Genomic DNA, 21,832 nt, shown 5'->3' on the forward strand with positions numbered 1-21,832 from the left:
TCAGCCGGCCCACCGGACCAGTCGACGGGCCGCCGGCCTGGGCCGGTGGTCGCCGTACCGGCGGCGGAGCCCGGTCGCCGCCCGGTGCGGTGGGCCCCTCCGGTACCCGGACGGCTCGGACAGGCATCACGTCAGGGAACTCCCCCGACCTTTGACAAGGGGGCGGACGCCAGCTCATCCGGAGGCGTGAACGGCTGGGGCACGACCGGCAGTTGGACCGGAGGACGGTCACAGGCGCAGCAGCCGGCGGGCGTTGCCGGAGGCGATCTTCTGCTTGTCGGCGTCCGGGAGGCGGGTGCGTTCGAGTGCGGTGACGGCCGCGCTCGTCCTCTCGTAGGGGTAGTCGGCGGCGAACAGCACGCTGTCCGGGCCGAGTACGCGCACGAGTGCTTCGATCGCCGCCGGGGACAGGACGCCACTGGTCGTGGCGAGCACGTTCGTCCCGAAGTACCGGGACGGCTCGCGCCGCAGCCGCTGCGGGACGGCGAGGGTGGCGTAGCGGGAATCGAAGCGGGAGAGCTGGAAGGGGAGGAACTCGCCGGCGTGCCCGAGGATCATCGTCGCGTCCGGGTGCCGGTCGAACACCCCGGACATGACCACGCGCATGGCGTGGCCGCCGGTGGCGGCCTGCCAGCTCCACAGCGCGCCGTCCAGCTCGGGGTGGGCGTCGAGGACGTGCCAGCGGTCGGCCGGCGGCATGCCGGGGTGCAGGTACAGCGGTACGCCGAGGTCGCCCAGGGTGGCCCAGACCCGGTCGAAGGCGGGGTCGTCGAGGTAGCGGCCCTGGATGTGGTCGTTGACGAGCGCGCCTTTGAACCCGAGGCCCTCGACGCTTCGACGCAGTTCCGCGACGGCGGCGGCCGGGTCCTGAAGCGGGAGCGCCGCGAAGGCGGCGAACCGGCCGGGGTGGGCGTCGACGATCCCGGCGAGGCTGTCGTTGACGTAGCGGGCGTTGTCCACCGCGCGGGCCGGGTCGGCTTCCGCCTCGATGCCGGGGACGGTGAGGGAGAGCACCTGCAGGGCGATGCCGTTGGCGTCCATGTCGGGCAACCGGTACCGCATGACGTCGGGGAGCCGTGCGGCCATGTCGGCGAGGAAGGCCGGTTCGATGTTGTCCGGCATCGGGAACGGCGGCCGTCGGTCGGCGAGGCCCGGGATTGCGATGGCCTCTTCAACGGCGATGTAGCCGCGCATCAGACGCGTCCCACCGGGACGAGGATCCTGGCTCCGCGGGTCGGCCGCTCGGCCTCGTCGAGCATCAGCGCCGCGACGGTGGCCCGGGAGGCGTGCGGCGGCAGTAGGGGCTTGGCATAGTCCTCCAGCGGGATGTTGCGGCGGCCGGTGCTGACGCCGCCGGTCCAGAGGTCGGGGGCGTGGAAGACGGTCGCGCCGCCATCGAGGGCGATCGCGTCCGCTGCGGCCTTCTCCGTCAGTTCCTCGCCGACGAACGCCTTCATGATGCACTGGTAGATCCCTCCGCCGGCGCCGACGGAGGGGCCGGAGCCGAGCGCGCCGAGCCAGAGGGTGCGCACCGGGACCTCGGCGAGGACCCTCGCGCCGGCGACGAGCGCTCCCGGGCCGTCGCCCTTGCCGATGCCGAGCGCGGAGAGCACCACGTCGACGTCCGTCAGGTCCGGGAACGCGGCGGGGGCGGTGACGTCGGCCCGGCGGACCTCGACGTCAGGCCGTCCGTGCACCGCGCCGGTCTGCGGCCGGCGGACCAGCGCGACGACCTCGTGCCCGCGCTGAAGGGCCTGCTCGACGATGAGGCGCCCGACCCTGCCGGTCGCCCCGAGTACGGCGATGCGCATGCTTCCTCCCGATGACTGAACACCTGTTGGTTATGTAAGTGAACAAGTGTTGGTAATCGCCTGTCAAGGCGGGGCGGCTTGGCGGCAGGCCGAGTTGGAGGCGGGCGTGCGGGCGGCGGTAGAGTGAACGGGTGTTGCCGAACGCCGGGAGTACGCCTGTGAGCAGCGGAGAGGCCGTCCCGCGCCGACGGAACCCCCGGGGACAGGGGCAGGCCCTCAAGGTCGAACTGGTGGAGGCCGCCGCCCGGCTGCTGGCCACGCTCGAACGCCCCGAGACGCTCACCCTCCGGCAGGTCGCCCGCGAGGTCGGCGTCGCCCCCGCGAGCATCTACGGGCACTTCGCGGACCTGGGCGCGCTCGTCCAGCACGTGCTGCGGCTGCGCTACGACGAACTCGCGGCGGTCATGCACGCGGCGGCGCAGGGTGCCGACGACCCGCTGGCGGACCTGGTGGGCCGGTGCGCCGCCTACGTGCACTGGGGGGTCGACCACCCCGGGGAGTACCGCACGCTCTTCGGTGGCGGGATGCCCGCCGAGCTGGTGCCCACCAACGCGCACGGTGCGGGAGAGGAACTGCTGGGATCCGTCGTCGCCTCGCTGGCCGGCGTCCGGCAGGAGCGGCCGGGGCGCCGGGAAGGCCAGGAAGGCCAGGGGCCGCGCGGGCCCGAGCAGGAGTGGCAGGCGGGCCTGCTGCTCTGGACCGCTTTGCACGGCCTGGTCGCGCTGTACAACGCGCACGGGAACATGCCCTGGCCCGATCTCACCGACCTCATCGCACGGACCCTCGCCCTGCACACCGGAAGGACCGTCGACGAGGTCGCGGAGCTCGCCCGGGCGGCGCACCGCGAACCGCCCGGTTCCGTGCCCACGCGTGGATCGATGTCGGCGGCGCACCCGTCGACGAACCCGCCGAACTCGCCCACTTCCACCCCCTGATCACCATCGCGCCGCATCACCAGGCGGACTGACGGCAGGTCATGGAGCGGCCCTGGCGCCCGGCCCCGACCGTCCGTTCCGCGCAGGGCGGCGTCACCCGTCGCCGGCATTGCTCCGTCGCTGCTCCGCGGGCCCGCCGCGGACTCCCCCCGGCGGGTGCCCGGCGTTCGCGGCCGCGGGAATGTGACCGATCTGACAGACATGTCCCGGCACGGGCGGGTTACCGGCTGGGGGTGGAGATTGCCGGCGTGGACGTGGTCGCGCGCGGGGCGAGCGTGCGCGGGCCCCGGGGAGCGGTGTTCGAGAATCTGGACGTGGACGTGGACCCCGGCGGGCTGCTGGTGGTCCACGGGCCGGGCGGCTCGGGCCGCACCACGGTGCTGCTCGCGCTCGCGGGGCGGATGCGGCTGGACGGCGGAGCGGTCCGGGTGGGCGGTCACGCCCTGCCCCGGGGCGGCCGTCGCGTCAGGGAACTGGTGGCAGTGGCCCGTGCGGAGCCCGCCGTCGGCCTGGACCCGGACCTGCGGGTGCGCGAACTGGCGGCCGAGCGCCGGTGGTTGGGCCGCCGCCGGGAGGGCGGCGCCCGGCTGGACGAGGCGTTCTCGGTCCTCGGCATCGACGTGGACCGCCGGACGCTGGTGCGGGACCTGCCGCCGGTGGAGGCCCTGGGCGTGGCCCTCGCACTCGCTCTGGCCACGCGTCCCGCCGTGATCGTCGCGGACGACATTGACCGTGGGTGCCCGGAGGAGGAGCGCACCCGGGCGTGGCAGCTCGTGGGCCTGGTCCTCGGGGTCGGTTGCACCGTCGTGGCGGGTGCGCTCGACCCGCCCGAACCCGGGGTCGGCCTCGACCCCGCGCCGGGGCTGGTGGCCCTGCCCCGGCGGAGCCGTCTGCCCGAGCGGCCGGCGCCGGCGGACGAGCCGGATGTCTCGGCGCGAAGCCCCCGGCGGGTGCTCGGACGGCGGGGACCGGAGGACGGGGACGCCCGCGCGTCCCGGGAGGGGGAGGGCACATGACCGCGATCAGGCTCGCCGTGCTGGAACTGCGCGGCTTCCGGGGCCCGCTGAGGCGGTTCGTCCCGCTCGTGCTGTGTCTGGTCCCCCTGCTGTACGGCGCCATGTACCTGTGGGCGAACTGGGATCCCTACGGGAAGACCGGGCACATCCCCGTGGCGGTGGTCAACGAGGACCGGCCGGCCGAGACCCGACAGGGACAGCGGGTGGACGCGGGCGCCCAGGTCGTGACGGAGCTCAAGGCCTCAGGGGAGTTCGACTGGGCGTTCGTCGACGACGCCGCGGCCCGCACCGGCCTGGAGCACGGGCGCTACGCGTTCACCGTCCGGATCCCCGCCGACTTCAGTGCCCGCCTCGCCACCGGCCCCGACGCACAACCGGAACAGGCCCGGATCCACATCCAGCTGAACGACGCCAACAACTACATCGCCGGCGTCATGACCGAGGTCGTCCAGACGAAGCTGCAGGAACAGGTCAACTCCGCCGCGCACGAGGCGTACGTCCGCGGCGTCTACGGCCGGCTCGCGGACATCGGCGGAAAGCTGAACACGGCGGCACAGGCGGCGCAGGGGCTCGTGAACGCCACCACCGTTGCGCAGCAGGGGAGTTCCGCCGCCGCCGGTGCCGGTGCGACGCTGCAGTCCGGCTCCACCCAGCTCGCCGACGGCGCCCAGAAGCTCAGCCAGGCCACGGCCCAGGTGCACGCGGCGGCCGCCGCCCTCACCGAGGCCGCGCCGCAGCTGAGCACGGCCACCGACGCCGTGGTCAGCGCGGCCACTGTCGTCTCCCAGGGCGTGGACGCCGTCCACACCGCAACCTCGACGGTGAAGCAGGGAACCGCCAAGGCGGTGGCCGATCTGGACCGCCTGGCCGAGGCGCACCCGGGACTGGGTGACGACCCCGTGTTCCAGCGCGCCAAACAGGACATGACGGCGGCCGACACCGTCGCCGGCCAGATCGACGGTCACGCTGCCACCGCCAGTGGCAACGCCCACGCGGCGCGCCAGCAGGCCGTCGCCCTCCAGAAGACAGCCGCGGCCGCCCAGCAGTCCGCCCAGAACGCGCAGACGCCGCTGGCCCTGGTCGACTCCGGCGCCCAGAGCATCGCCGCCGGGACCACCACCGTGTCCGCGGGTCTGTCCGCCCTCCAGCAGGGATCCGGGGCGCTGAAGACCGCCGCCGACCAGGCCCACACCGGCGCCACCACGCTGGCCACCCTGATCGACGACGGCAGGAAGCAGGTCCCCGTCCTGGATTCCGGACAAGTGGACCATGCGTCGAAGGTGTTGGGGACGCCCGTCGACATCGACCGGTCGAACCTCCACCCAGCCGGCGTCTACGGCCGCGGGCTGGCCCCGTTCTTCTTCGGCATCGCGCTATGGGTGTTCGGCCTCTTCGCCTACCTCTTCCTGCGACCGGTGAACACCAGGGCGCTGGCCGCGCGCACCCGGGCCTCCACCCTCGCCGTTGCGGGCTGGCTCCCGGCCGCGGCGCTGGGCGTACTCGGAGCCCTGATCCTCTACGGCGTCGTCAGCGCGGGCCTCGGGCTGCACGCGCAGGCCCCCTGGAAGACCGTCCTGCTCCTCTCGGTCGGTGCCGCCGCGTTCGTCGCCGTCGACCACTGCCTGCGGACGGCGTTCGGTACGGCGGGTGACGTGCTGTCGCTGGTCCTGCTCATCCTGCAACTGACCGCTTCGGGCGGCCTGTACCCGATGCAGACGACCCCGGCGCCGTTCCAGACGGTCCACCCCTTCCTGCCGATGACCTACCTGGTCGACGGGCTCCGGGTGACGATCAGCGGTGGCCCGGCCTCCCACCTCACCCGGGACATCGCAGTCCTGGCGGGTTTCGGCGTCCTGTTCCTGGCCCTCACCTCGCTGGCCCTGTGTCGTCGACGGGTGTGGACGGTCTCCCGCCTCCACCCCGACCTGGACCTGTGACGGACGGACCGCCGGAGGTGGTGAGCAGGAGGGGGTGGCGGCCCGTCAGAGCGGCGTCCCGCCGCCTGCGGAACCGGTCGCTGTTGCCGGACACCAGCATCCGGCGCCGGTAGGCGTCCGGACCGTCGGCCCGGCTGACCCGCCGCCGGGACCGTCCCCCGTACGGCCGGGGCCGGCGGCGGGCGCCACCGTCAGGGGCGCTCGTCGTGGTGGCCGCACAGCCAGGCCAGCCCCGTGTAGAGGCCCAGCATCCGATCGGTGTCCGCCGCCCGCGCCGCTTCCGTCCGGTCCGCTCCCGTTCGAAGCGCCACGGCCGCCGCCTGGCACTCGGCGAGCAGCTGCGCCCGGCACGGCCCCCACGGGCCCGCCGTGGCAGCGGCTGTCACCGGCGCGGAGGTCCGAGTGCCCACCGCCCAGCGGTAGGCCTCCAGCAGTCCCTGCTCGTAGTCGGTGAACGGCCGGCACCGCGCATCCAGCTCTTCCAGGGCGGTGAACACCTCCTCCGCCGAGCGCACCCCCACCACCGTCGTGTTCTCCGTCGTCATGCCACCGACGCTAGGAGAGGCCACGGGCGCGTGCCCCCGCGCATCCGCCGTCCGGGGGAACGGGTCCGTGCCGCTGCCCGTACGGGTGTGCGATCGACGATGTGCCGGTACCCGATACCGATTCCCCCGCTGACCTGCTCGAACTCCAGCGCCGCTGGTACACCGCCGAGGCCGGGCCGGTCGCTGATCCGAGCGAGGAGGAGCGGCCCGCGTCCGCCGCGGTCAGTGCCGAGCTGTACTCCCACGCGCACCACCGGCAGGGTCCTGCGGATCCGGCAGGCGCAGCGGGCTGCCCGCAGACAGGCGGGGCAGTATTTCGACACTGCATCGCTACTGAGAGTAACCATGCTTTCTTTCTGCTCTCACCCCGTTAGCGGTAGCCTCCGACCGGTACGCGGTGCCCGCCATGTCTTCGCCCGGTGTCCGGGGAGGGCCGGCGGGGACGACCTTGGATGTGCGGCAGAGAGGCGATGTTCGATGGCTGGCTCGACACCACCGAAGGGTTTCCAGCGCGCCGACGGAGGGAGCCACGCGGCGGGGCCTGCCGGTGAGCCGGAGCTGCGTCTGTTGCTGGCTGGTCTGACGGCGGTGCGGGACGGTGATTTCAGCACAAAGCTGCCGGGCGACGCGGACGGCGTGCTGGGTGAGATCGCGACCGTGTTCAACGGCATGGTCGACCAGCTGTCGCACTTCACTTCGGAGGTGACGAGGGTCGCGCGGGAGGTCGGCACGGAGGGCCGCCTCGGCGGGCAGGCGCAGGTGCCGGGCGTGTCCGGCACGTGGGAGGACCTGACCGAGTCCGTCAACGCCATGGCGGGCAACCTGACCACCCAGGTCCGCGACATCGCCCAGGTCGCCACTGCGGTGGCCAAGGGAGACCTCTCGCAGAAGATCACCGTGGATGCGCGCGGGGAGATCCTGGAGCTGAAGAACACCGTCAACACGATGGTCGACCAGCTGTCGTCGTTCGCGGGTGAGGTGACCCGGGTGGCCCGGGAGGTCGGCACCGAGGGCATCCTCGGCGGCCAGGCCGATGTGAAGGGCGTGTCGGGGACGTGGCGCGACCTCACCGACTCGGTGAACTTCATGGCGGGCAACCTGACCGGCCAGGTGCGGGCGATCGCCCAGGTCGCCACGGCGGTCGCGCGGGGTGACCTGTCGCAGAAGATCACGGTGACCGCCCGGGGCGAGATCCTGGAGCTGAAGACGACCATCAACACGATGGTCGACCAGCTGTCGTCGTTCGCGGGTGAGGTGACCCGGGTGGCCCGGGAGGTCGGCACCGAGGGCCGGCTCGGTGGCCAGGCGGACGTGCGCGACGTGTCGGGCACGTGGCGCGATCTGACGGAGTCGGTGAACGTGATGGCCGACAACCTCACCGCGCAGGTTCGCTCGATCGCGTCGGTGACCACCGCCGTGGCCGAAGGCGACCTCACCCAGAAGATCCGCGTCGACGCGCGCGGGGAGATCCTCGAACTGAAGGAGACCATCAACACGATGGTCGACCAGCTCTCCGCCTTCGCCGACGAGGTCACCAGGGTGGCCCGGGAGGTCGGCACCGAGGGCAACCTGGGCGGCCAGGCGACGGTGCGGGGTGTCTCCGGTACCTGGAAGGACCTGACGGACAACGTCAACGTGATGGCGTCCAACCTGACCGGCCAGGTCCGCTCGATCGCCCAGGTCGCCACCGCCGTCGCCAGGGGTGACCTCTCACAGAAGATCACGGTGGAGGCCAAGGGAGAAGTCGCGGCGCTCGCCGGTGTGATCAACACCATGGTCGACACCCTCTCCGCGTTCGCGGACGAGGTGACCCGGGTGGCGCGCGAGGTCGGCACCGAGGGAACGCTGGGCGGTCAAGCCCGGGTGCCGAACGTGGCGGGCACCTGGAAGGACCTGACCGACAGCGTCAACTTCATGGCGCACAACCTGACCAGCCAGGTGCGCAACATCGCCCAGGTCACCACCGCGGTGGCCAACGGGGACCTGACGCGCAAGATCGACGTGGACGCGCGCGGGGAGATCCTCGAACTGAAGACGACCATCAACACCATGGTCGACCAGCTCTCCGCGTTCGCCGCCGAGGTGACCCGGGTGGCGCGCGAGGTCGGCACCGAGGGGCGGCTCGGCGGCCAGGCCGAGGTCGAGGGCGTCTCCGGCACCTGGAAGCGGCTGACCGAGAACGTCAACGAGCTGGCCGGCAACCTGACCCGGCAGGTCCGGGCGATCGCCGAGGTCACCAGCGCCGTCGCGGCCGGCGACCTGACACGCTCGATCACCGTGGACGCCTCCGGCGAGGTCGCCGACCTCAAGGACAACGTCAACTTCATGGTGGAGTCGCTGCGCGAGACGACCCGCGCCAACGAGGAACAGGACTGGCTGAAGACCAACCTCGCCCGCTTCTCCGCACTGATGCAGGGCCGGCGCGACCTCGCGGTCGTCGCGGAGTCCGTCATGGACGAACTCGCCCCGCTGGTCGAAGCGCAGTGCGGCGCGTTCTACCTCGCAGAAGAGGGCCCCGACGGCACCGTCCTGCAACTCGTCGGCTCCTACGCCTTCCCTGACGGCGAGCGCCCCACCCGCTTCCGCCTGGGCGAGTCCTTCGTCGGCCAGGCCGCGCGCAGTCGCCGGACCATCAGCGTCGACACCATCCCGGCCGAGTACCTCGTCGCCTCCTCCGGTCTGCTGCGAGCAGGGTCGCTGTCCCTGGTGGTGCTGCCGATCGTCGTCGAGGACCAGGTCCTCGGCGTCATCGAACTGGCCTCCGTCCAGCCGTTCACCCAGGTCCACCGGGACTTCCTGGACCAGCTGATGGAGACCATCGGCGTCAACGTCAACTCCATCGTGGCCAACGCCCGCACCGACGAGCTGCTCGGCGAGTCCCAGCGGCTGGCCGCCGAACTCCAGGCCCGCTCCGGGGAACTGCAGGCCCGGCAGGAGGAACTGCAGGCCTCCAACGCCGAGTTGGAGGAGAAGGCCGAGTTGCTGGCCACGCAGAACCGCGACATCGAGACCAAGAACCTGGAGATCGAGCAGGCCCGCCAGGAACTGGAGGAGCGCGCCCACCAGCTGTCGCTGGCCTCGAAGTACAAGTCGGAGTTCCTGGCCAACATGAGCCACGAGCTGCGCACGCCGCTCAACAGCCTGCTCATCCTGGCCCAGTTGCTCGCCCAGAACCCCACCAGGAACCTGACCGCCAAGCAGGTCGAGTACGCCGGCATCATCCACTCCGCCGGCTCCGACCTGCTCCAGCTCATCAACGACATCCTCGACCTGTCCAAGGTCGAGGCCGGCAAGATGGACCTGAACGTCGACGCGGTGCCGCTGCGCGCGCTGCTGGACTACGTCGAGGCCACCTTCCGCCCGCTGACCGGGCAGAAGAACCTCGCCTTCGCCGTGCACACGGCCGCGGGGGTCCCGGGCGAACTCCTCACCGACGACTACCGCTTGCGCCAGGTGCTGCGCAACCTGCTGTCCAACGCCGTCAAGTTCACCGAACAGGGCAGGGTCGAGCTGCGCATTGAGCCCGCCGCCGACGCGGAACTGCCCGACGGCGTGCGGCGCGGCGGCCCGGTGCTCGCCTTCCGGGTGACCGACACCGGCATCGGGATCGCGCCCCAGCACCTGGAGACCGTCTTCGGCGCCTTCCAGCAGGCCGACGGCACCACCAGCCGCAAGTACGGCGGCACCGGCCTCGGGCTGTCCATCAGCCGTGAGATCGCCTTCCTGCTCGGCGGCGCGATCACCGTGGAGAGCACACCGGGGCGCGGCAGCACCTTCACCCTCTACCTCCCGGCCGAACACCCCGACACCACCGCCACCGGCACCGCAATGTCGGCCCCCGAGCTCCTGGAGGACGGCGACGCCCCGCCGGCCGCCGAGACGGCGCACGCGCCGAGTGCTCCCACCGACGGGCAGCCGCGGCGCCTGCTGGTCGTGGAAGGCCGTCCGAACGGCCTGCTGCGGATGGTGGCCGAGAGCGCCATCGCCGAGCTGCCACGAACCTCGCAGCACGGCGTGGAGATCATCACTGCGGTCGGCGCCCAGGAGGCGGCGGCCACCCTGGCCACCAGGCCCTGCCACTGCGTCGTACTGGAACTGGACATGCCCAACGGCGCCGCCCTGGAGCTGCTCCGGGAAATGCACGCCGACCCGGCTCTGCACGCGGTCCCGATCCTCGCGCACCGCGGCCGCGCCATCGCCGCCGACGAGGACCTCCCCGGCGGCGCCGGGAGGGTGGAGGTCATCTCCAGCCTGGACGAGCTGCGCGAGCGCATCGCCCTCCACATGAGCACCGACAGCCCCGGCGACATCCCCCAGCTCGCCCGCCGCACGGAGTCCGACTGGAGCCCGGACATCGACTCCTCGCTGACCGGCCGGACCGTCCTGGTAGTCGACGACGACGACCGCAACCTCTATGCGATCACCGGGATCCTGGAACTGCACGGCATGCACGTCCTCCAGGCCGAGAACGGCCGTGCCGCGCTCGAGTGCCTCGCCGCCCATCCGGGGATCGACGTGATCCTCATGGACGTGATGATGCCCGAGATGGACGGCTACACCGCGACCGCAGCCATCCGCGCCATGCCCGAGCACGAGGGACTGCCGATCATCGCCGTCACCGCCAAGGCGATGATCGGCGACCGGGAGAAGAGCCTGGCCTCCGGGGCCAGCGACTACGTCACCAAGCCCGTCGACGCCGACGAGCTGATCGTCCGCATCAAGAGCCACCTCCCCGCGCAGGCCACCAACAGCGCCGCGAGCAGCGCGCAGGAGAACGCATGAACCGCCCCCTCGACTCCGTCCCGGCCGGCGGCAGTGCCGCACCCGCAGCCGTGCAGGTAGTACCGCAACGTGACGGCAGCGTCCGCGACCCGGGCTTGAGCCGGCTGGCCGCAACCGTGGAGCGCCTGCGGGAGGAACTCGCCCAGGCCCACTCCGACGCGGCCGGCCGTTCCCTGATCGAGCTCGCCGTGGGCATGCTCGTCGAGCGCCTGCAGTGCGGTCCCACCGAGGCGTCCGTCCAACTGGCCTCTCTGTCCGAGCAGGCCGGCGTCCCGGTCCTCGACTTCGCCGCCGACCTTCTCAACCAGGCCGCATCGGACCGGATCTCCGCCGTGGCCCGTACCTTCGTCGCCTCCTCCGCCGACGGCACGGACCCGGTCGCCTTGCGCCTTCGCACCGCGCAGGCACACGCCATCGCCGCACCCGACACCGAGGCCGCGGCCCGTTCGATGCTCGAACACGCCCTGCGCCCCCTGGGAGCGGGCGCCGTCGCCATCTGGGCGGCCCACCCCGACCAGTCGCTGTCACTGCGCGGCAGTGCCGGCTTCGGCCCGGCCGAGGCCCAGCGCTGGCGGCACGTACCCCCCGGGGTCTTCACACCGGCCCGGCACGCCCTCGACCAACGCGCCACCGCCGCGATCCCCGAGCTCGCCGGCGCTTCGCTGCCCTCCATCGGACAGCACGAGTTCACCGGCGGCAGGCTCGCGGTACCGGCCGGGCTCGGCGGCCGACTGATCGGCGTGCTGGAGATCTGCTGGCACGACGCGCTGCCCGAGCAGACCCGGCCCCTGCAACGTCAGGTCGAGGCCCTCGCGGAGCTGGCCGCCGCGACACTGGAGACCTGGACCGACGACGAAGCGGACGCCGGCGCGGCCGACACGGAGTTCGACGCCCTGCGCAGACTGACCGCGGGCGTCCTCGACCCCTGCCTGATCCTGTGCCTGGCACCGGACAGTACCGAGGTACCTCTCGAATTCGTCGTACGCGACGTCAACCCCGCCTTCGTGGACTTCGCCGGCAGGCCCACCAACACGGTTCTCGGCGCACGACTGCTGGAGGCCTATCCCCTCGCGGCCGAGCCGGGCGGCCTGGCAGTAAAGGTCGAGCACGTCTACGCCACCGGCGAGCCCTTCCGCACCCAGCGCATGCGCCTGGCCGCCATGGTCGACGGGGTGCCCCTGCACACCCACGGACAGGTCAGCATCAGCCGCCACGGCCACCACGTGCTGGTCATCTGGCGGCTCGAGGACGGCACCACCCCCGTCGCCCGTCTCCTCCAGCACGCGCAGCGCCTGGGCCGCATCGGCGGCTTCGAGGAGAACCTCCGCGACCGCCACATCGCCTGGAACGACACCCTGTTCGAACTGTACGGACTGCCGCCCACCGCCCAGCCGATCCCCCTGGAACACCTGGGCGAGCACGCCCACCCCGACGACCGCGACACGATCGACCGCTTCCTGCGCACCCTCCTGCACCACCAGCGCCCCGCCTCCACCGCCTTCCGCCTCCAACGCCCCGACGGCGTCACCCGCCACATCCGGGTCGTGGCCGAACCCGTCCACGACCCCGACCGGGGTGTGCGCATCGTCCGCGGCGCCTACCAGGACGTCTCCGCCCAGCACTGGACCGAGGTCGCACTCGCCGCCACCCGCGACCAACTCGCCCACAGCGAACAGCAGGCCGCCGAACGCAGCCGCCTCACCCTCCAGCTCCAGCACGCCATCATGCCGCCCACCCGCGGCCCGCTCGACCTGCCGGACCTCCACGTCGCCGTCCGCTACCGCCCCGCCGAGAAGGACCACCTCGTCGGCGGCGACTGGTACGACGCCCTCACCCTGCCCTCCGGCAACGTTCTGCTGTGCGTCGGCGACGTCGCCGGACACGGCATCGACGCCGCCACCGGCATGGTCGCCCTGCGCAACGCCCTGCGCGGCCTGGCCGCCACCGGCGCCGGCCCGGCACAACTGCTCAGCTGGCTCAACAGCGTCACCCACCACCTCACCGACAACGTCACCGCCACCGCCGTCTGCGGGCTCTACGAACCGGTCACCCGCCGGCTGCGCTGGGCCCGCGCCGGCCACCCGCCGCCCGTCCTGCTGCGCAAGGGCCGCGCGGAGACCCTCCCCCAGATCGGTGGCATCCTGCTCGGTGCGCTCGACCACGCCGACTACGAGGAGCACGAGACCCAGCTCGACGTGGGCGACACCCTGGTCATGTTCACCGACGGTCTCATCGAACGACGCGACCAGTCCGTACATGCGTCCCTGGAAACCCTCGTCGCCCTGACGGAGAAGGCGAGCCGCCCCGCCCAGAGCGCCCACGCGGCCCTGGACGCCACGCTGGACCACCTGCTGCGCTACAGCCCTGCGGACACCGACGACGACACCTGCCTGATCGGCATCTGCGTGGACGAAGGCCCCACCGGCGAAGCCGAATGAGCCGTGCTCCCCAGAACTCCGCAAGACCTTCACGCGGCGTGCGCGCATGACAACGGCGGTCGGGGGCAGACGGGAACGGGCCTGCCCCGGCTCGGAGAGGAACACCGATGACGACGCGAACCGAAGCACCCGCGCCGGCCGCCCGGCCGGCCGACACCACGAACGCCATCCGCCGCCACGTCGCGCCGGAACTGGCCGGCGTGGACAGCCCCCGCGACGTCGCGCCCTCGGACGCGCGGGAACTCACGCGGATGCTGCTGAGGCGGCTCGCGGCCCTCGAAGAGGGCACCCGCGAGTACTCCTACGTCCGCTCGACCCTGATCGAGCTCAACCTGTCCCTCGTCCGCTACGTGATCCGACGCTTCGACGCTCAGCGCGAGCCCCAGGAGGACCTGCTCCAAGTCGGTGCCGTCGGCCTGATCAAGGCGATCGACCGGTTCGATCCCGACCGTGACGTGGAGTTCTCCACCTTCGCCATCCCGACCGTCCTGGGCGAGATCCGCCGCCACTTCCGCGACACCACCTGGGCGGTCCACGTCCCCCGCCGGCTCCAGGAACTTCGCATCGCCCTCGCCAAGGCCCAGGACGACCTCACGACACGGCTCGACCGTGCACCGACCGTCGCCGAACTCGCCGGTCACCTCCGCCTGTCCGAGGAGGAGGTGATCGAGGGCCTCACGGCCGCCAACGCGCGCACCACGGGATCCCTCGACTTCGGCAGCGCCGATGACGACGAGAGCGGCAGCCCCCTCGCCGACCGCCTCGGCCAGGAGGATGCCGCGATCGACCTCACCGAGAACCTCGTGGCACTCAAACCCCTCATCGCCCGACTTTCCACGCGCGAACAGCTCATCCTCTCCCTGCGCTTCACCGACGAACTGACCCAGTCACAGATCGGCGCACGGCTCGGCCTGTCCCAGATGCACGTCTCCCGACTGCTCACCCGTACCCTGAAGAAACTGCGGGACGGCCTGAATGCCGCGTGAGCGGTACCGAAGCGAGAAGGCACCCGCGCGCGACGCACGCCGTACAACGGCGATTTGGTTCGCCGGGCGGCCGTGCATATGGTCAGTTGAAGAGAACCGGTGGAGGGGACGATGATGCCAGCCCAGGAAACGACTGTTGCTTCGCCGTCGGCGCCAACCACTGCGACCGGCCTGACAGTCCAGGTGCGGCGCACCGCGGACGGGGCCGCCGTGTGCAGTCTGACAGGCGACCTCGACGTCGAAACCCTCACCGAGGCCAGGACGGCGCTGGAAGGAGCAACCGTGTCGCGCCCCACGCTGCTGGTGGCCGACCTCGAGCACGTGGGCTTCTGCGACTCCTCCGGCCTGAACCTGCTGCTGAAGACCCGCATGAACGCGTCCACGGCCGGCATCCCGTTCCGTCTTGCCGCACCATCACATGCGATCATGAGATTGTTGGACATCACGGGAGCCAACAGCGTCTTCTCCCTCCATACTTCTGTTGACGAGGCGCTCTCGGCGCCCCGGTGACACCAGCCTCCATCCGGGCGGGCCGGCCGTCCGGTCATCGCATCGAATGACCCCCGCATGCTCCGGCCACGGCAGGGCACCCGGTCAGGAAGAGCGTCGAGTCGAAGGGACAGCCGCTCATGAACCCCAGCCGGGAACTCCTCGGCGACACGCCGGTGGTCTCTGACGCGGCCGCTCTGCCGATCGACGGTCAGCGGCGGCGCCTGCCACTGACCGGTCTGCCCAGGCCGGTCGCCCACGCCCGGACCTTCACCGCCGCAGCCCTCGCCCACTGGTCCTGGCCCGACCCGAACCGCGCGAGCGACATCGTCCTGCTGGTCACCGAACTCGTTGCCAACGCCGCGGTCCACGCCGACGGCCCCCTCGAACTGGTCCTGCACGCCTCGGCGGCCCGCCTGCGCATCGAAGTCAGCGACCGCTCACCGGCACTGCCCGCACCGCGCCGGCCCCGCCACCCCGGCCTGCCCGGAGGACACGGACTCTTCATCGTCCAGCAGACCTCCGACCGCTGGGGCACCGCGCCCCACCGCCACGGCAAAACCGTCTGGGCCGAGTTCGACAGGTAGGCCCGCCGTCGGACACGCCGACCATCGGCGAGAGGAACAAAGACCAGGCGGAGGCGTGTGGGCAGCCCGACCGTGACGATGGCGAACGCCGGCCGATCCGTCGCGGTGTCGACGTAGACGGGTTCCAGCGTGCCGATCTTGTGGCGGTCGGCATCCACCGCGTCGAGGGCCGCGCCATTCCCGGATGTCGGCCGCTTCGAACATCGGCAACCTCCGATGTCGGTGGGCACTTCCCATTCTCCCTCCGACGTGTGCCGCCGCCATCTGCCCGGTGTGCCGGCAGGGCGACCCGGTACGGCCACCGGTCGGCGATCAGGGTCCGGGTCTGGGAGGGGCAGCACACGGTCGGCGAGCCCCAGGCCGGGACCGAGTGGTCACGCAAGTAGCCGGAGCAGCCCGCAGTCGGCCGGGGGCGGAGGGCCGGGGCCGACGATGGTCGGTGTGGTGTGTCCGCTGGTGAACGGCGTCACCCGTCTGCCCGCGGGTCTGCGGTCGGCGCGCCCGCGGCTGTCAGGAGGTCGGTGCCGGTGCGCGTGTTGGCCGGGTCGGACGCCGCTGTCATCAGCCACTCGGCGGCGGAGGCTTCGGCCTCGGGGGGAATCACCAGGAGCTCCAGGCGCAGAGGGGTGAAGGAGCACACGATCACCTCGTCCGCGTCCTGCTCCTGTTCGAACCACCCGACGTGGATGACGTGGCCTGCGACCTGGACGCGTCGGGGGATGACCGGCCAGTGCGTCGGATTCACGGTGACACGGGTGACCTTCCCCCACGTGGGGTCCAGTGCTGCCGCCAGCGGGGGCAGCTCGCGCAGGAGATCGTGCGAGCGCGGCCACCATGCTCCGTCCAGCCGGCCGCGCGTGGCGCCCTCGGGTGTCAGTGACAGGCGGACCGTCGGCCCTGGCCCAGGTGGCTGGGTGGCGGCGGGATCGGGGGTCGCGGTCATGTCGAGACACCTGCCTCGGGCTCGTTCGTCGACGGCCACGTGCTACCGCCAGGGCGCCGAAGAAGTCTGCAGCTCGTGGACGGTGCGCTCTTCCACCGTACTCCGGCCGCAGCCCCGCCCTCCGGGGTGAGCAGGGGTGGTCGATGGGCGGGGTGAGCAGGGGTGGTCGATGGGTCGCCGCTGGTCGACCTTCGTCTCGAACTCCGCCACGCACCCCGGTTTGCCCGTAGCGGTCCTCTCCGTCGGGCCGACTTCGCCGCCTGGCTGGTTCCACGCGGATCGGCGTACGACTCACCGGCACTTCGCGACACCTCGGCCAGGGGGGATCCCGCGACTGTGGGGTGAGGCGCAGGAAATCTCTCGGGTGGAATTTCTGGGCTAACTCCACGCGGCGGAATTTTCAAATATTAATGTGCATGGTGGGCTCGAATTCTTGCAGTAAGGAGTATCCTCGAAAGTGCCGGGAGAAGTTACCGGTAGGACGATCGCGAGGAGGCGAATATGCAGATCACTGAGGCAGGATCCCTGGCTCTGCGACTCGTGATCGAAAAATTGTCCGCCTTTTCGGCGGGAAAGATCACAGAGTGAATGGGGGGAAGGGGTACAGATTCAGATCCTGCTGCCCCGGTCGGCGTTACGCTTATGCAGGCCGGAAGGCCGTTCCCCGCAGCGATGCGGGGAACGGCCTTTTTCTGCGGCGGGGCCGCGTGTCATGGTTCGGTGGAGGACCGCCTTTACCGGCGTGCGGTTCGCGATCAAGGGCGTGGAGAACCTGGCCGACTTCGAAACACGGATCGGGAAGGACGCACAGGCCGAGGACGACGGCGCGGCCGGCGGACTTCTACTTCATCCCGTTTGGTGCTCCGTGACCGGGCCCCGCGGGCAGCGCTCATCAGCTCCCTCACCCGCGGCCGGGTCATGCGGTACGCCATCCCTGAACACCTCCACGACGAACACGGCGTCACCTCCATCAGACACCGCACCGACCCCTGGGACCCCACCCTCGGCACTCCATCCAACTCCTTGGCTGAGGGCGTGTCAGCGATCTCGGGTACGTCGCCTGTAGTCATTGAGCGCTGAGCCAGTCCTCGGAGAACAGCAAGAACTGGGCCAGCGTCTCCTTTCAGCGCGCAACAGCGTGGTTGACGTCGCGTCCGTGATCACTGTCAAGGGCTGCAGTGAGGCACCGGCGGGACTGCGTGGACCCGTCGCCGTCTTTCGGACCATCGGATGGCCCGCGGACGATCGCTAGAGGAGGAGTTCGAACCTGCCGACATGCCTGTGGGGCTTCTCGGGTGTTGGCTGCGCCACCACCGTTGCAGCCGATCCCCGCGTTCCCTTCCTCGCCAGGCCCTCACGGACCCGGCGAAGACTGCCGCAACCCTTGACGCCTCAGAGGCTGAGCTTTCCCGCTCTACTCAGACTGCAGCCCCGGACCGGCAGCGTAGTTCGTGATCTGTGGCGTGCTGCCGCTGGTCAGCGGCAGCAGCGTGGCGGCGTGTAGGGATATCAGGTTTGTGCGGTGTACACCGCCCCCAGAGGGCGTCGGGTCGGCAACGGACCGTACGGCGTTGCCATAGCAGCGCTCGGCTTGGTTGGGCGGCCCGTTCCTCTGGGGTGACTCTACGGTTCGAGTTCCAGGCACATCCCGACCTGGTGGCCGCCGGCCCTGCTCTGCACGGGTGTCAGGGCGCTGGTGCCGTCGGTGGTCACCGGCACCGAGGTGGTGGCCAGCAGGTTGTATGCCTGGGCGAGTTCGACCAGCGCGCTGGATGCCTGCCCGGGCTGCTTGTCAACCACGGTGCGGGCCTCTTGGGCGATTGCGGCAAGGAGGGCTTCGCGCGCCTCGATGGCGGCGGGTACCTCCCGTACCTTGACCGCGGTCGGTGGCTGGCCGGACTCAGCGGGCATTTGGGTGGGTGTGATGTCGTGGAGTTCCATGGATTCCCCTTGGTCGAGGCGATGAGCGTCTGACCGGAAAGTCGGAGGCCAGCCGGCAGGCGGCAGCGTCCGATCGTGGCCGCCGGACGGGGGCGAGGTCAGCAGGACGGCTGACCTCCATTCCCGTCCGGGCACTCCTTAGCCGAGGTGCTGGGCGTTCAGGCTTGTGCTCGACGACCAGGTTCCCCAGGAAGGGGGCCGCGAGCGCTGACTGGGCCTGGTCGTTCCAACTGCCGTTCGGGCTGTCGGCCATGGCGATCCGCGCCAGGTTCGCGATCGAGGACCTGCGGTCCACCGGTAGCGAGTGCCCCCGCTGGTCGGCGGCCGAGAAGAGCGCGTTGTCCGCGTCGGTGTTGTTGACGACGCTGCTCACCCCGTCACCGCTGTGGTCGAAGCCGTAGACGGAGAAGTCGTTGACGTACGTGCCCAGCGGAATGGCCAGGATCTTGTCGCCGACCCCGGGGGTCTGGCCGATGTTGAAGTTGGTGGCGCGGTAGAGGCAGAAGGTCCCGTCGGGGCACGCCTCTTGTCCCTGGCCGTAAATCAGCTGGGCCTGTTCGTCGCTCATTGTGTCTGCCTTCCTGCTGACGAGGTATGGGATGTCGTGCTGATGGCGACAGCGCACCGCGGGTCGGGGGCTGCCCGTGGCGGTCTCGGCCCGCGGGGGTGCCGGTCAGGTGCTCTGGGTGAGGGTGACGGGGAACTGCAGCAGCGTGGCGACGACCTGGCCGGCCGGGCCGCCGGCCGGCGTGTGGTCGACGGGCTGCTGGAGCTGGTAGACATCGCCTTGCGGCGGGAAGAGGGTGAGATGGTCGTTGACCAGGGCGACCGTCTGGGTGTTGGACAACTCCAGCCTCCCGCCGCCGCCCGGGGGCTCCTCGATCGACATCGTCCAGTCCAGGAACGGGGTGGTGCGCAAGGTCCGATCCGAGACGGCCTCCAGCAGGCTCAACGGCGCGGTGTCGTTGTTGGACTGGGCGATGGTGACCCCGCCGACGTCGGAGGTGTCGGCCGTCACCCCGAAACCGATGACCCTGACCCTCACGCCGCCCAGCCCGCCCCGAGGTCGGCCTCAACTCGGACCTCGCACCAGCCCGTCAGGTCCAAGGTGACGGTTCCCAGATCGCCGATCTTCAGCGCTGCGTTGACCGCGGAGGCGCGCATCGTGGATTCCAAGCCGACCGGGGGCAAGTCCCTTGGGTACGCCACGAGTTCTCCAGCCGGTCGTCGTCGGCCGCGCATGATCGCGGCCGACTCTCTCACGCCACTACCCAGAGAACCAATTTGCAAACACTGCGTAATCATGCCCTGTGTGCTGTCGGGCCCGGCCCGCTCTCCTTGGGGGTGGGCACTCCCACCCGGTTGTGCGGCGGTGGGTCGGTTGCGGCGCGTTCTTCGGCGTTCGCTCATTGGTTTGTGTGCGTCGATCGCTTTCGTCACCGTCCTGCTGGCGGTTCATCAGATGGTGCGAACTCGTGCTTGTCGGCTGGTTGGGCCAGGTGGGCGTGGTTACGCTCGGTTGCGTCGTCCGAAGGAGGACGGCACCCCGTCGCGTGCTGCACGTGCCCAGGCCGTCTTGGCCGTCATGCGCTGGTGCGGATCACGCTCGGGTAGTTCCCATGGGAGTGGACATGAGTTCTGTAGGTCGTAAGACCGTCGCGGTGATGGCCGCGGCTTTGGCGTCGCTGGGCGCGGGGAGCGGTGTTACCGCGTCTGCGACCACCCCGTCGGCCACGTCGTGCAGCAGCGGGGCGCAATGCCCCAGCCTGAAGCCGACCAGGCTCACGGCCAGCCAGGCCACCTTGAATGTCACCCAGATGCAACTGGAGAACATCAACGCGGCGGCGTCCGACGCGGTGACCGGGGAGCCCATCCGCGGTGCGAAGATCGTGTTCGCCACCATGGGCGGCCGGACGCTGGGAATGGCGTACACGGACGACACCGGAATCGCCGCGATCACCGCTCCGGAGGACCTGGGTCCCGGAACCCTTCAGGAGTTGCTGGGCGGCTACGAGGCCGCGTTGGTCGGCGACGGCGTCCACGCCCCGGTCGGGGCCCACGGAGCGATCACCGTCGGCACCGACCAGGGCCCCGGTGTCCCGAACTCCCCGTGCCAGATCTGCAGTGACCGCGGGCTCAAGCAGGACGTGGTCCCGGTCGACTGGAGTCGGTGAGGATGCGGGTCTTCCGCCGACGCTCCCGGGCGGGTGATCAAAGTGTCCCGGCCCGTCGTTCGGCCGGCGCGCGGGAGAGTGGCGCTGTGGCCCCGGTCGGTGCGGTAAACGGCTACGCGGTCCTGGAGACGGTGGCCGCGCTGCCCGTCAGTACCTGGCGCTATTTCTGGGAGCCCGAAGACGTGCGCCATCTCGGGCCGATGGCCCAGGACTGGCACGCCGCCTTCGGCTTCAACCGGGACGACACCACCATCTCCGTCGTCGACGGCCTCGGCGTCGCCCTGGTGTGTGTCCAGGCGCTGCACCGCCGCGTGGAAGAACTCACGGCCGAAGTGGATCGTCTGCGAGAAGCCGCGAGCATGAACACGCCCGAGGCCGCGTGACGGTCGCCGCCCGCTCCCCGGGAGGACTTGGAGAAGTCGGCCCCTGCGGAACACTCGTCGCGACCGAGAAGGCGGGACACCATGACAAGACAGGACACCTCGGCACGACACGACACTGTGACGGGATCATCCGAGGCGAAGGATCAGCGGTCGGCGGTGTGTACCGACGCGATCTGGCGGCTTCCGGTGACGGTCTGTCGCATCACTCAGTTCCTGGGCGAGCGGACGGCCGGCGCCTTACTGGAACGCGCCATCGCTTCCGCCGGCGACGCGTTGCAGCCCTCCATGATTAAAGACCAGCAGGTGGTCCCGGACATTCGCCGGTCCCGCTCGCGCCAGGACTTCGCCGCGCCCGAGTTGCTGGCAGCCATCGACGAGGTGCTGGAGGCGGTCGAGCACACGCTGGGAGTCTCCTGCCAGTACACCGAACCCAGCTACAGCCTCAACGTCCACAACGACGGCGACTTCTACCGGTCGCACCAGGACACCAGCGCCGAGTACGCTCCCCGGCGCCTGCTCACGTTCGTCTACTACCTGCATCGCAAACCCCGGCCTTTCGGCGGGGGTGAGCTGCGAGTGCTCGACGCCGCCCTGCCGCTGCACATCGAGACAACTGGAGAGTGGAAGGAGCGCACCTGGCGGGACTGGGAGCCCGAGCACGACAGCATCGTGTTCTTCCGCCCCGCCGCCTGGCACGAGGTACGTCCGGTCAGCTGCCCGAGCAAGCAGTACGCGGACAGCCGTTTCGCCATCAATGGCTGGCTGTGCAGCCCTGACCCCGCGAACCGCGGGAATGACGTGAACCGGTGAGACTCGTCGCCCTCGACGCTGACCGACAAGGATGCGTCCCCGTCATTCGGGCTCG

At 70.8% G+C, this 21,832-nt stretch carries 19 protein-coding genes and 1 pseudogene; 11 read left to right on the plus strand and 9 right to left on the minus strand.

Annotated features, from left to right (window positions below; translation table 11 throughout):
- Positions 1-228: 228 nt before the first annotated feature.
- Both BOQ63_RS35910 and BOQ63_RS35915 read right to left on the minus strand, forming a co-directional pair.
- Positions 229-1,194 (minus strand): amidohydrolase family protein, encoded by a 966-nt coding sequence (locus BOQ63_RS35910; RefSeq protein WP_030290631.1) that lies wholly within the window; start codon positions 1,192-1,194, stop codon positions 229-231.
- Complete coding sequence (locus tag BOQ63_RS35915; RefSeq protein WP_033355342.1) at positions 1,194-1,811, minus strand: NAD(P)-dependent oxidoreductase; 618 nt, start codon at positions 1,809-1,811, stop codon at positions 1,194-1,196. Before BOQ63_RS35915 ends, BOQ63_RS35910 begins: the two co-directional genes overlap by 1 nt.
- A 158-nt stretch (positions 1,812-1,969) precedes the next feature.
- Between BOQ63_RS35915 and BOQ63_RS35920 the strand changes: the two genes are divergently transcribed.
- The 3 genes from BOQ63_RS35920 (at position 1,970) to BOQ63_RS35930 (ending at position 5,699) form a co-directional block, all read left to right on the plus strand.
- On the plus strand, positions 1,970-2,746 hold the full coding sequence (locus tag BOQ63_RS35920; protein ID WP_063756694.1) for a TetR/AcrR family transcriptional regulator: 777 nt from the start codon (positions 1,970-1,972) through the stop codon (positions 2,744-2,746).
- A gap of 233 nt (positions 2,747-2,979) precedes the next feature.
- The gene (locus BOQ63_RS35925) at positions 2,980-3,762 is read left to right on the plus strand and encodes an ATP-binding cassette domain-containing protein (protein WP_223886131.1); all 783 of its coding nucleotides are present in this window, start codon (positions 2,980-2,982) and stop codon (positions 3,760-3,762) included.
- On the plus strand, positions 3,759-5,699 hold the full coding sequence (locus BOQ63_RS35930) for a YhgE/Pip family protein (protein ID WP_072655655.1): 1,941 nt from the start codon (positions 3,759-3,761) through the stop codon (positions 5,697-5,699). Before BOQ63_RS35925 ends, BOQ63_RS35930 begins: the two co-directional genes overlap by 4 nt.
- 191 nt (positions 5,700-5,890) lie before the next feature.
- Here BOQ63_RS35930 and BOQ63_RS35935 read toward each other — a convergent pair whose 3' ends face one another.
- The gene (locus BOQ63_RS35935) at positions 5,891-6,244 is read right to left on the minus strand and encodes a hypothetical protein (protein WP_030290622.1); all 354 of its coding nucleotides are present in this window, start codon (positions 6,242-6,244) and stop codon (positions 5,891-5,893) included.
- A 477-nt stretch (positions 6,245-6,721) separates the two neighbouring features.
- On the opposite strand from BOQ63_RS35935, the gene BOQ63_RS35940 reads away from it, so the two are divergent.
- The 5 genes from BOQ63_RS35940 to BOQ63_RS35960 all read left to right on the plus strand — a co-directional run bounded on the left by BOQ63_RS35940 (position 6,722) and on the right by BOQ63_RS35960 (position 15,526).
- Positions 6,722-11,026 carry a HAMP domain-containing protein gene (locus BOQ63_RS35940; protein WP_150476239.1) on the plus strand — a complete coding sequence of 1,435 codons (4,305 nt, stop codon included), beginning with the start codon at positions 6,722-6,724 and terminating at the stop codon, positions 11,024-11,026.
- Positions 11,023-13,464 carry a SpoIIE family protein phosphatase gene (locus tag BOQ63_RS35945; protein WP_051747312.1) on the plus strand — a complete coding sequence of 814 codons (2,442 nt, stop codon included), beginning with the start codon at positions 11,023-11,025 and terminating at the stop codon, positions 13,462-13,464. The genes BOQ63_RS35940 and BOQ63_RS35945 overlap by 4 nt, the downstream gene beginning before the upstream one ends.
- A gap of 107 nt (positions 13,465-13,571) precedes the next feature.
- Positions 13,572-14,450, plus strand: a complete 879-nt coding sequence (locus BOQ63_RS35950) for a SigB/SigF/SigG family RNA polymerase sigma factor (RefSeq protein WP_078867717.1) — start codon at positions 13,572-13,574, stop codon at positions 14,448-14,450.
- A gap of 111 nt (positions 14,451-14,561) precedes the next feature.
- Positions 14,562-14,960 carry an STAS domain-containing protein gene (locus BOQ63_RS35955; protein ID WP_051747311.1) on the plus strand — a complete coding sequence of 133 codons (399 nt, stop codon included), beginning with the start codon at positions 14,562-14,564 and terminating at the stop codon, positions 14,958-14,960.
- A gap of 119 nt (positions 14,961-15,079) precedes the next feature.
- Complete coding sequence (locus BOQ63_RS35960; RefSeq protein WP_046386301.1) at positions 15,080-15,526, plus strand: ATP-binding protein; 447 nt, start codon at positions 15,080-15,082, stop codon at positions 15,524-15,526.
- A 29-nt stretch (positions 15,527-15,555) separates the two neighbouring features.
- Here BOQ63_RS35960 and BOQ63_RS35965 read toward each other — a convergent pair.
- The 6 genes and pseudogenes from BOQ63_RS35965 to BOQ63_RS35990 form a co-directional block, all read right to left on the minus strand.
- Positions 15,556-15,730, minus strand: a pseudogene (locus BOQ63_RS35965) (PRC-barrel domain-containing protein); the annotation flags it as partial.
- Between the two features lie 262 nt (positions 15,731-15,992).
- Positions 15,993-16,469 (minus strand): DUF5994 family protein, encoded by a 477-nt coding sequence (locus BOQ63_RS35970; protein WP_046386302.1) that lies wholly within the window; start codon positions 16,467-16,469, stop codon positions 15,993-15,995.
- A 1,623-nt stretch (positions 16,470-18,092) separates the two neighbouring features.
- Positions 18,093-18,380, minus strand: coding sequence for a hypothetical protein (locus tag BOQ63_RS35975; protein ID WP_030290347.1), 288 nt, complete (start codon positions 18,378-18,380; stop codon positions 18,093-18,095).
- Positions 18,370-18,978, minus strand: coding sequence for a peptidase inhibitor family I36 protein (locus tag BOQ63_RS35980; RefSeq protein ID WP_107488582.1), 609 nt, complete (start codon positions 18,976-18,978; stop codon positions 18,370-18,372). The genes BOQ63_RS35975 and BOQ63_RS35980 overlap by 11 nt, the downstream gene beginning before the upstream one ends.
- Positions 18,979-19,083: 105 nt before the next feature.
- Complete coding sequence (locus tag BOQ63_RS35985) at positions 19,084-19,455, minus strand: hypothetical protein (RefSeq protein ID WP_030290345.1); 372 nt, start codon at positions 19,453-19,455, stop codon at positions 19,084-19,086.
- Complete coding sequence (locus tag BOQ63_RS35990; RefSeq protein WP_360466901.1) at positions 19,452-19,574, minus strand: hypothetical protein; 123 nt, start codon at positions 19,572-19,574, stop codon at positions 19,452-19,454. The genes BOQ63_RS35985 and BOQ63_RS35990 overlap by 4 nt, the downstream gene beginning before the upstream one ends.
- A 653-nt stretch (positions 19,575-20,227) precedes the next feature.
- Between BOQ63_RS35990 and BOQ63_RS35995 the strand changes: the two genes are divergently transcribed.
- The 3 genes from BOQ63_RS35995 (at position 20,228) to BOQ63_RS36005 (ending at position 21,777) form a co-directional block, all read left to right on the plus strand.
- Entirely contained in the window at positions 20,228-20,584 is a 357-nt protein-coding gene (locus BOQ63_RS35995) for a hypothetical protein (protein ID WP_223886133.1), read from the plus strand.
- An 86-nt stretch (positions 20,585-20,670) separates the two neighbouring features.
- Positions 20,671-20,967 carry a tail fiber domain-containing protein gene (locus tag BOQ63_RS36000; protein WP_223886134.1) on the plus strand — a complete coding sequence of 99 codons (297 nt, stop codon included), beginning with the start codon at positions 20,671-20,673 and terminating at the stop codon, positions 20,965-20,967.
- Between the two features lie 81 nt (positions 20,968-21,048).
- Entirely contained in the window at positions 21,049-21,777 is a 729-nt protein-coding gene (locus tag BOQ63_RS36005; protein WP_079183895.1) for a 2OG-Fe(II) oxygenase, read from the plus strand.
- The last annotated feature ends 55 nt before the right edge of the window (positions 21,778-21,832 follow it).

The sequence above is a fragment of the Streptomyces viridifaciens genome (assembly GCF_001888885.2).
GTDB classification, from domain to species: domain Bacteria; phylum Actinomycetota; class Actinomycetes; order Streptomycetales; family Streptomycetaceae; genus Kitasatospora; species Kitasatospora aureofaciens.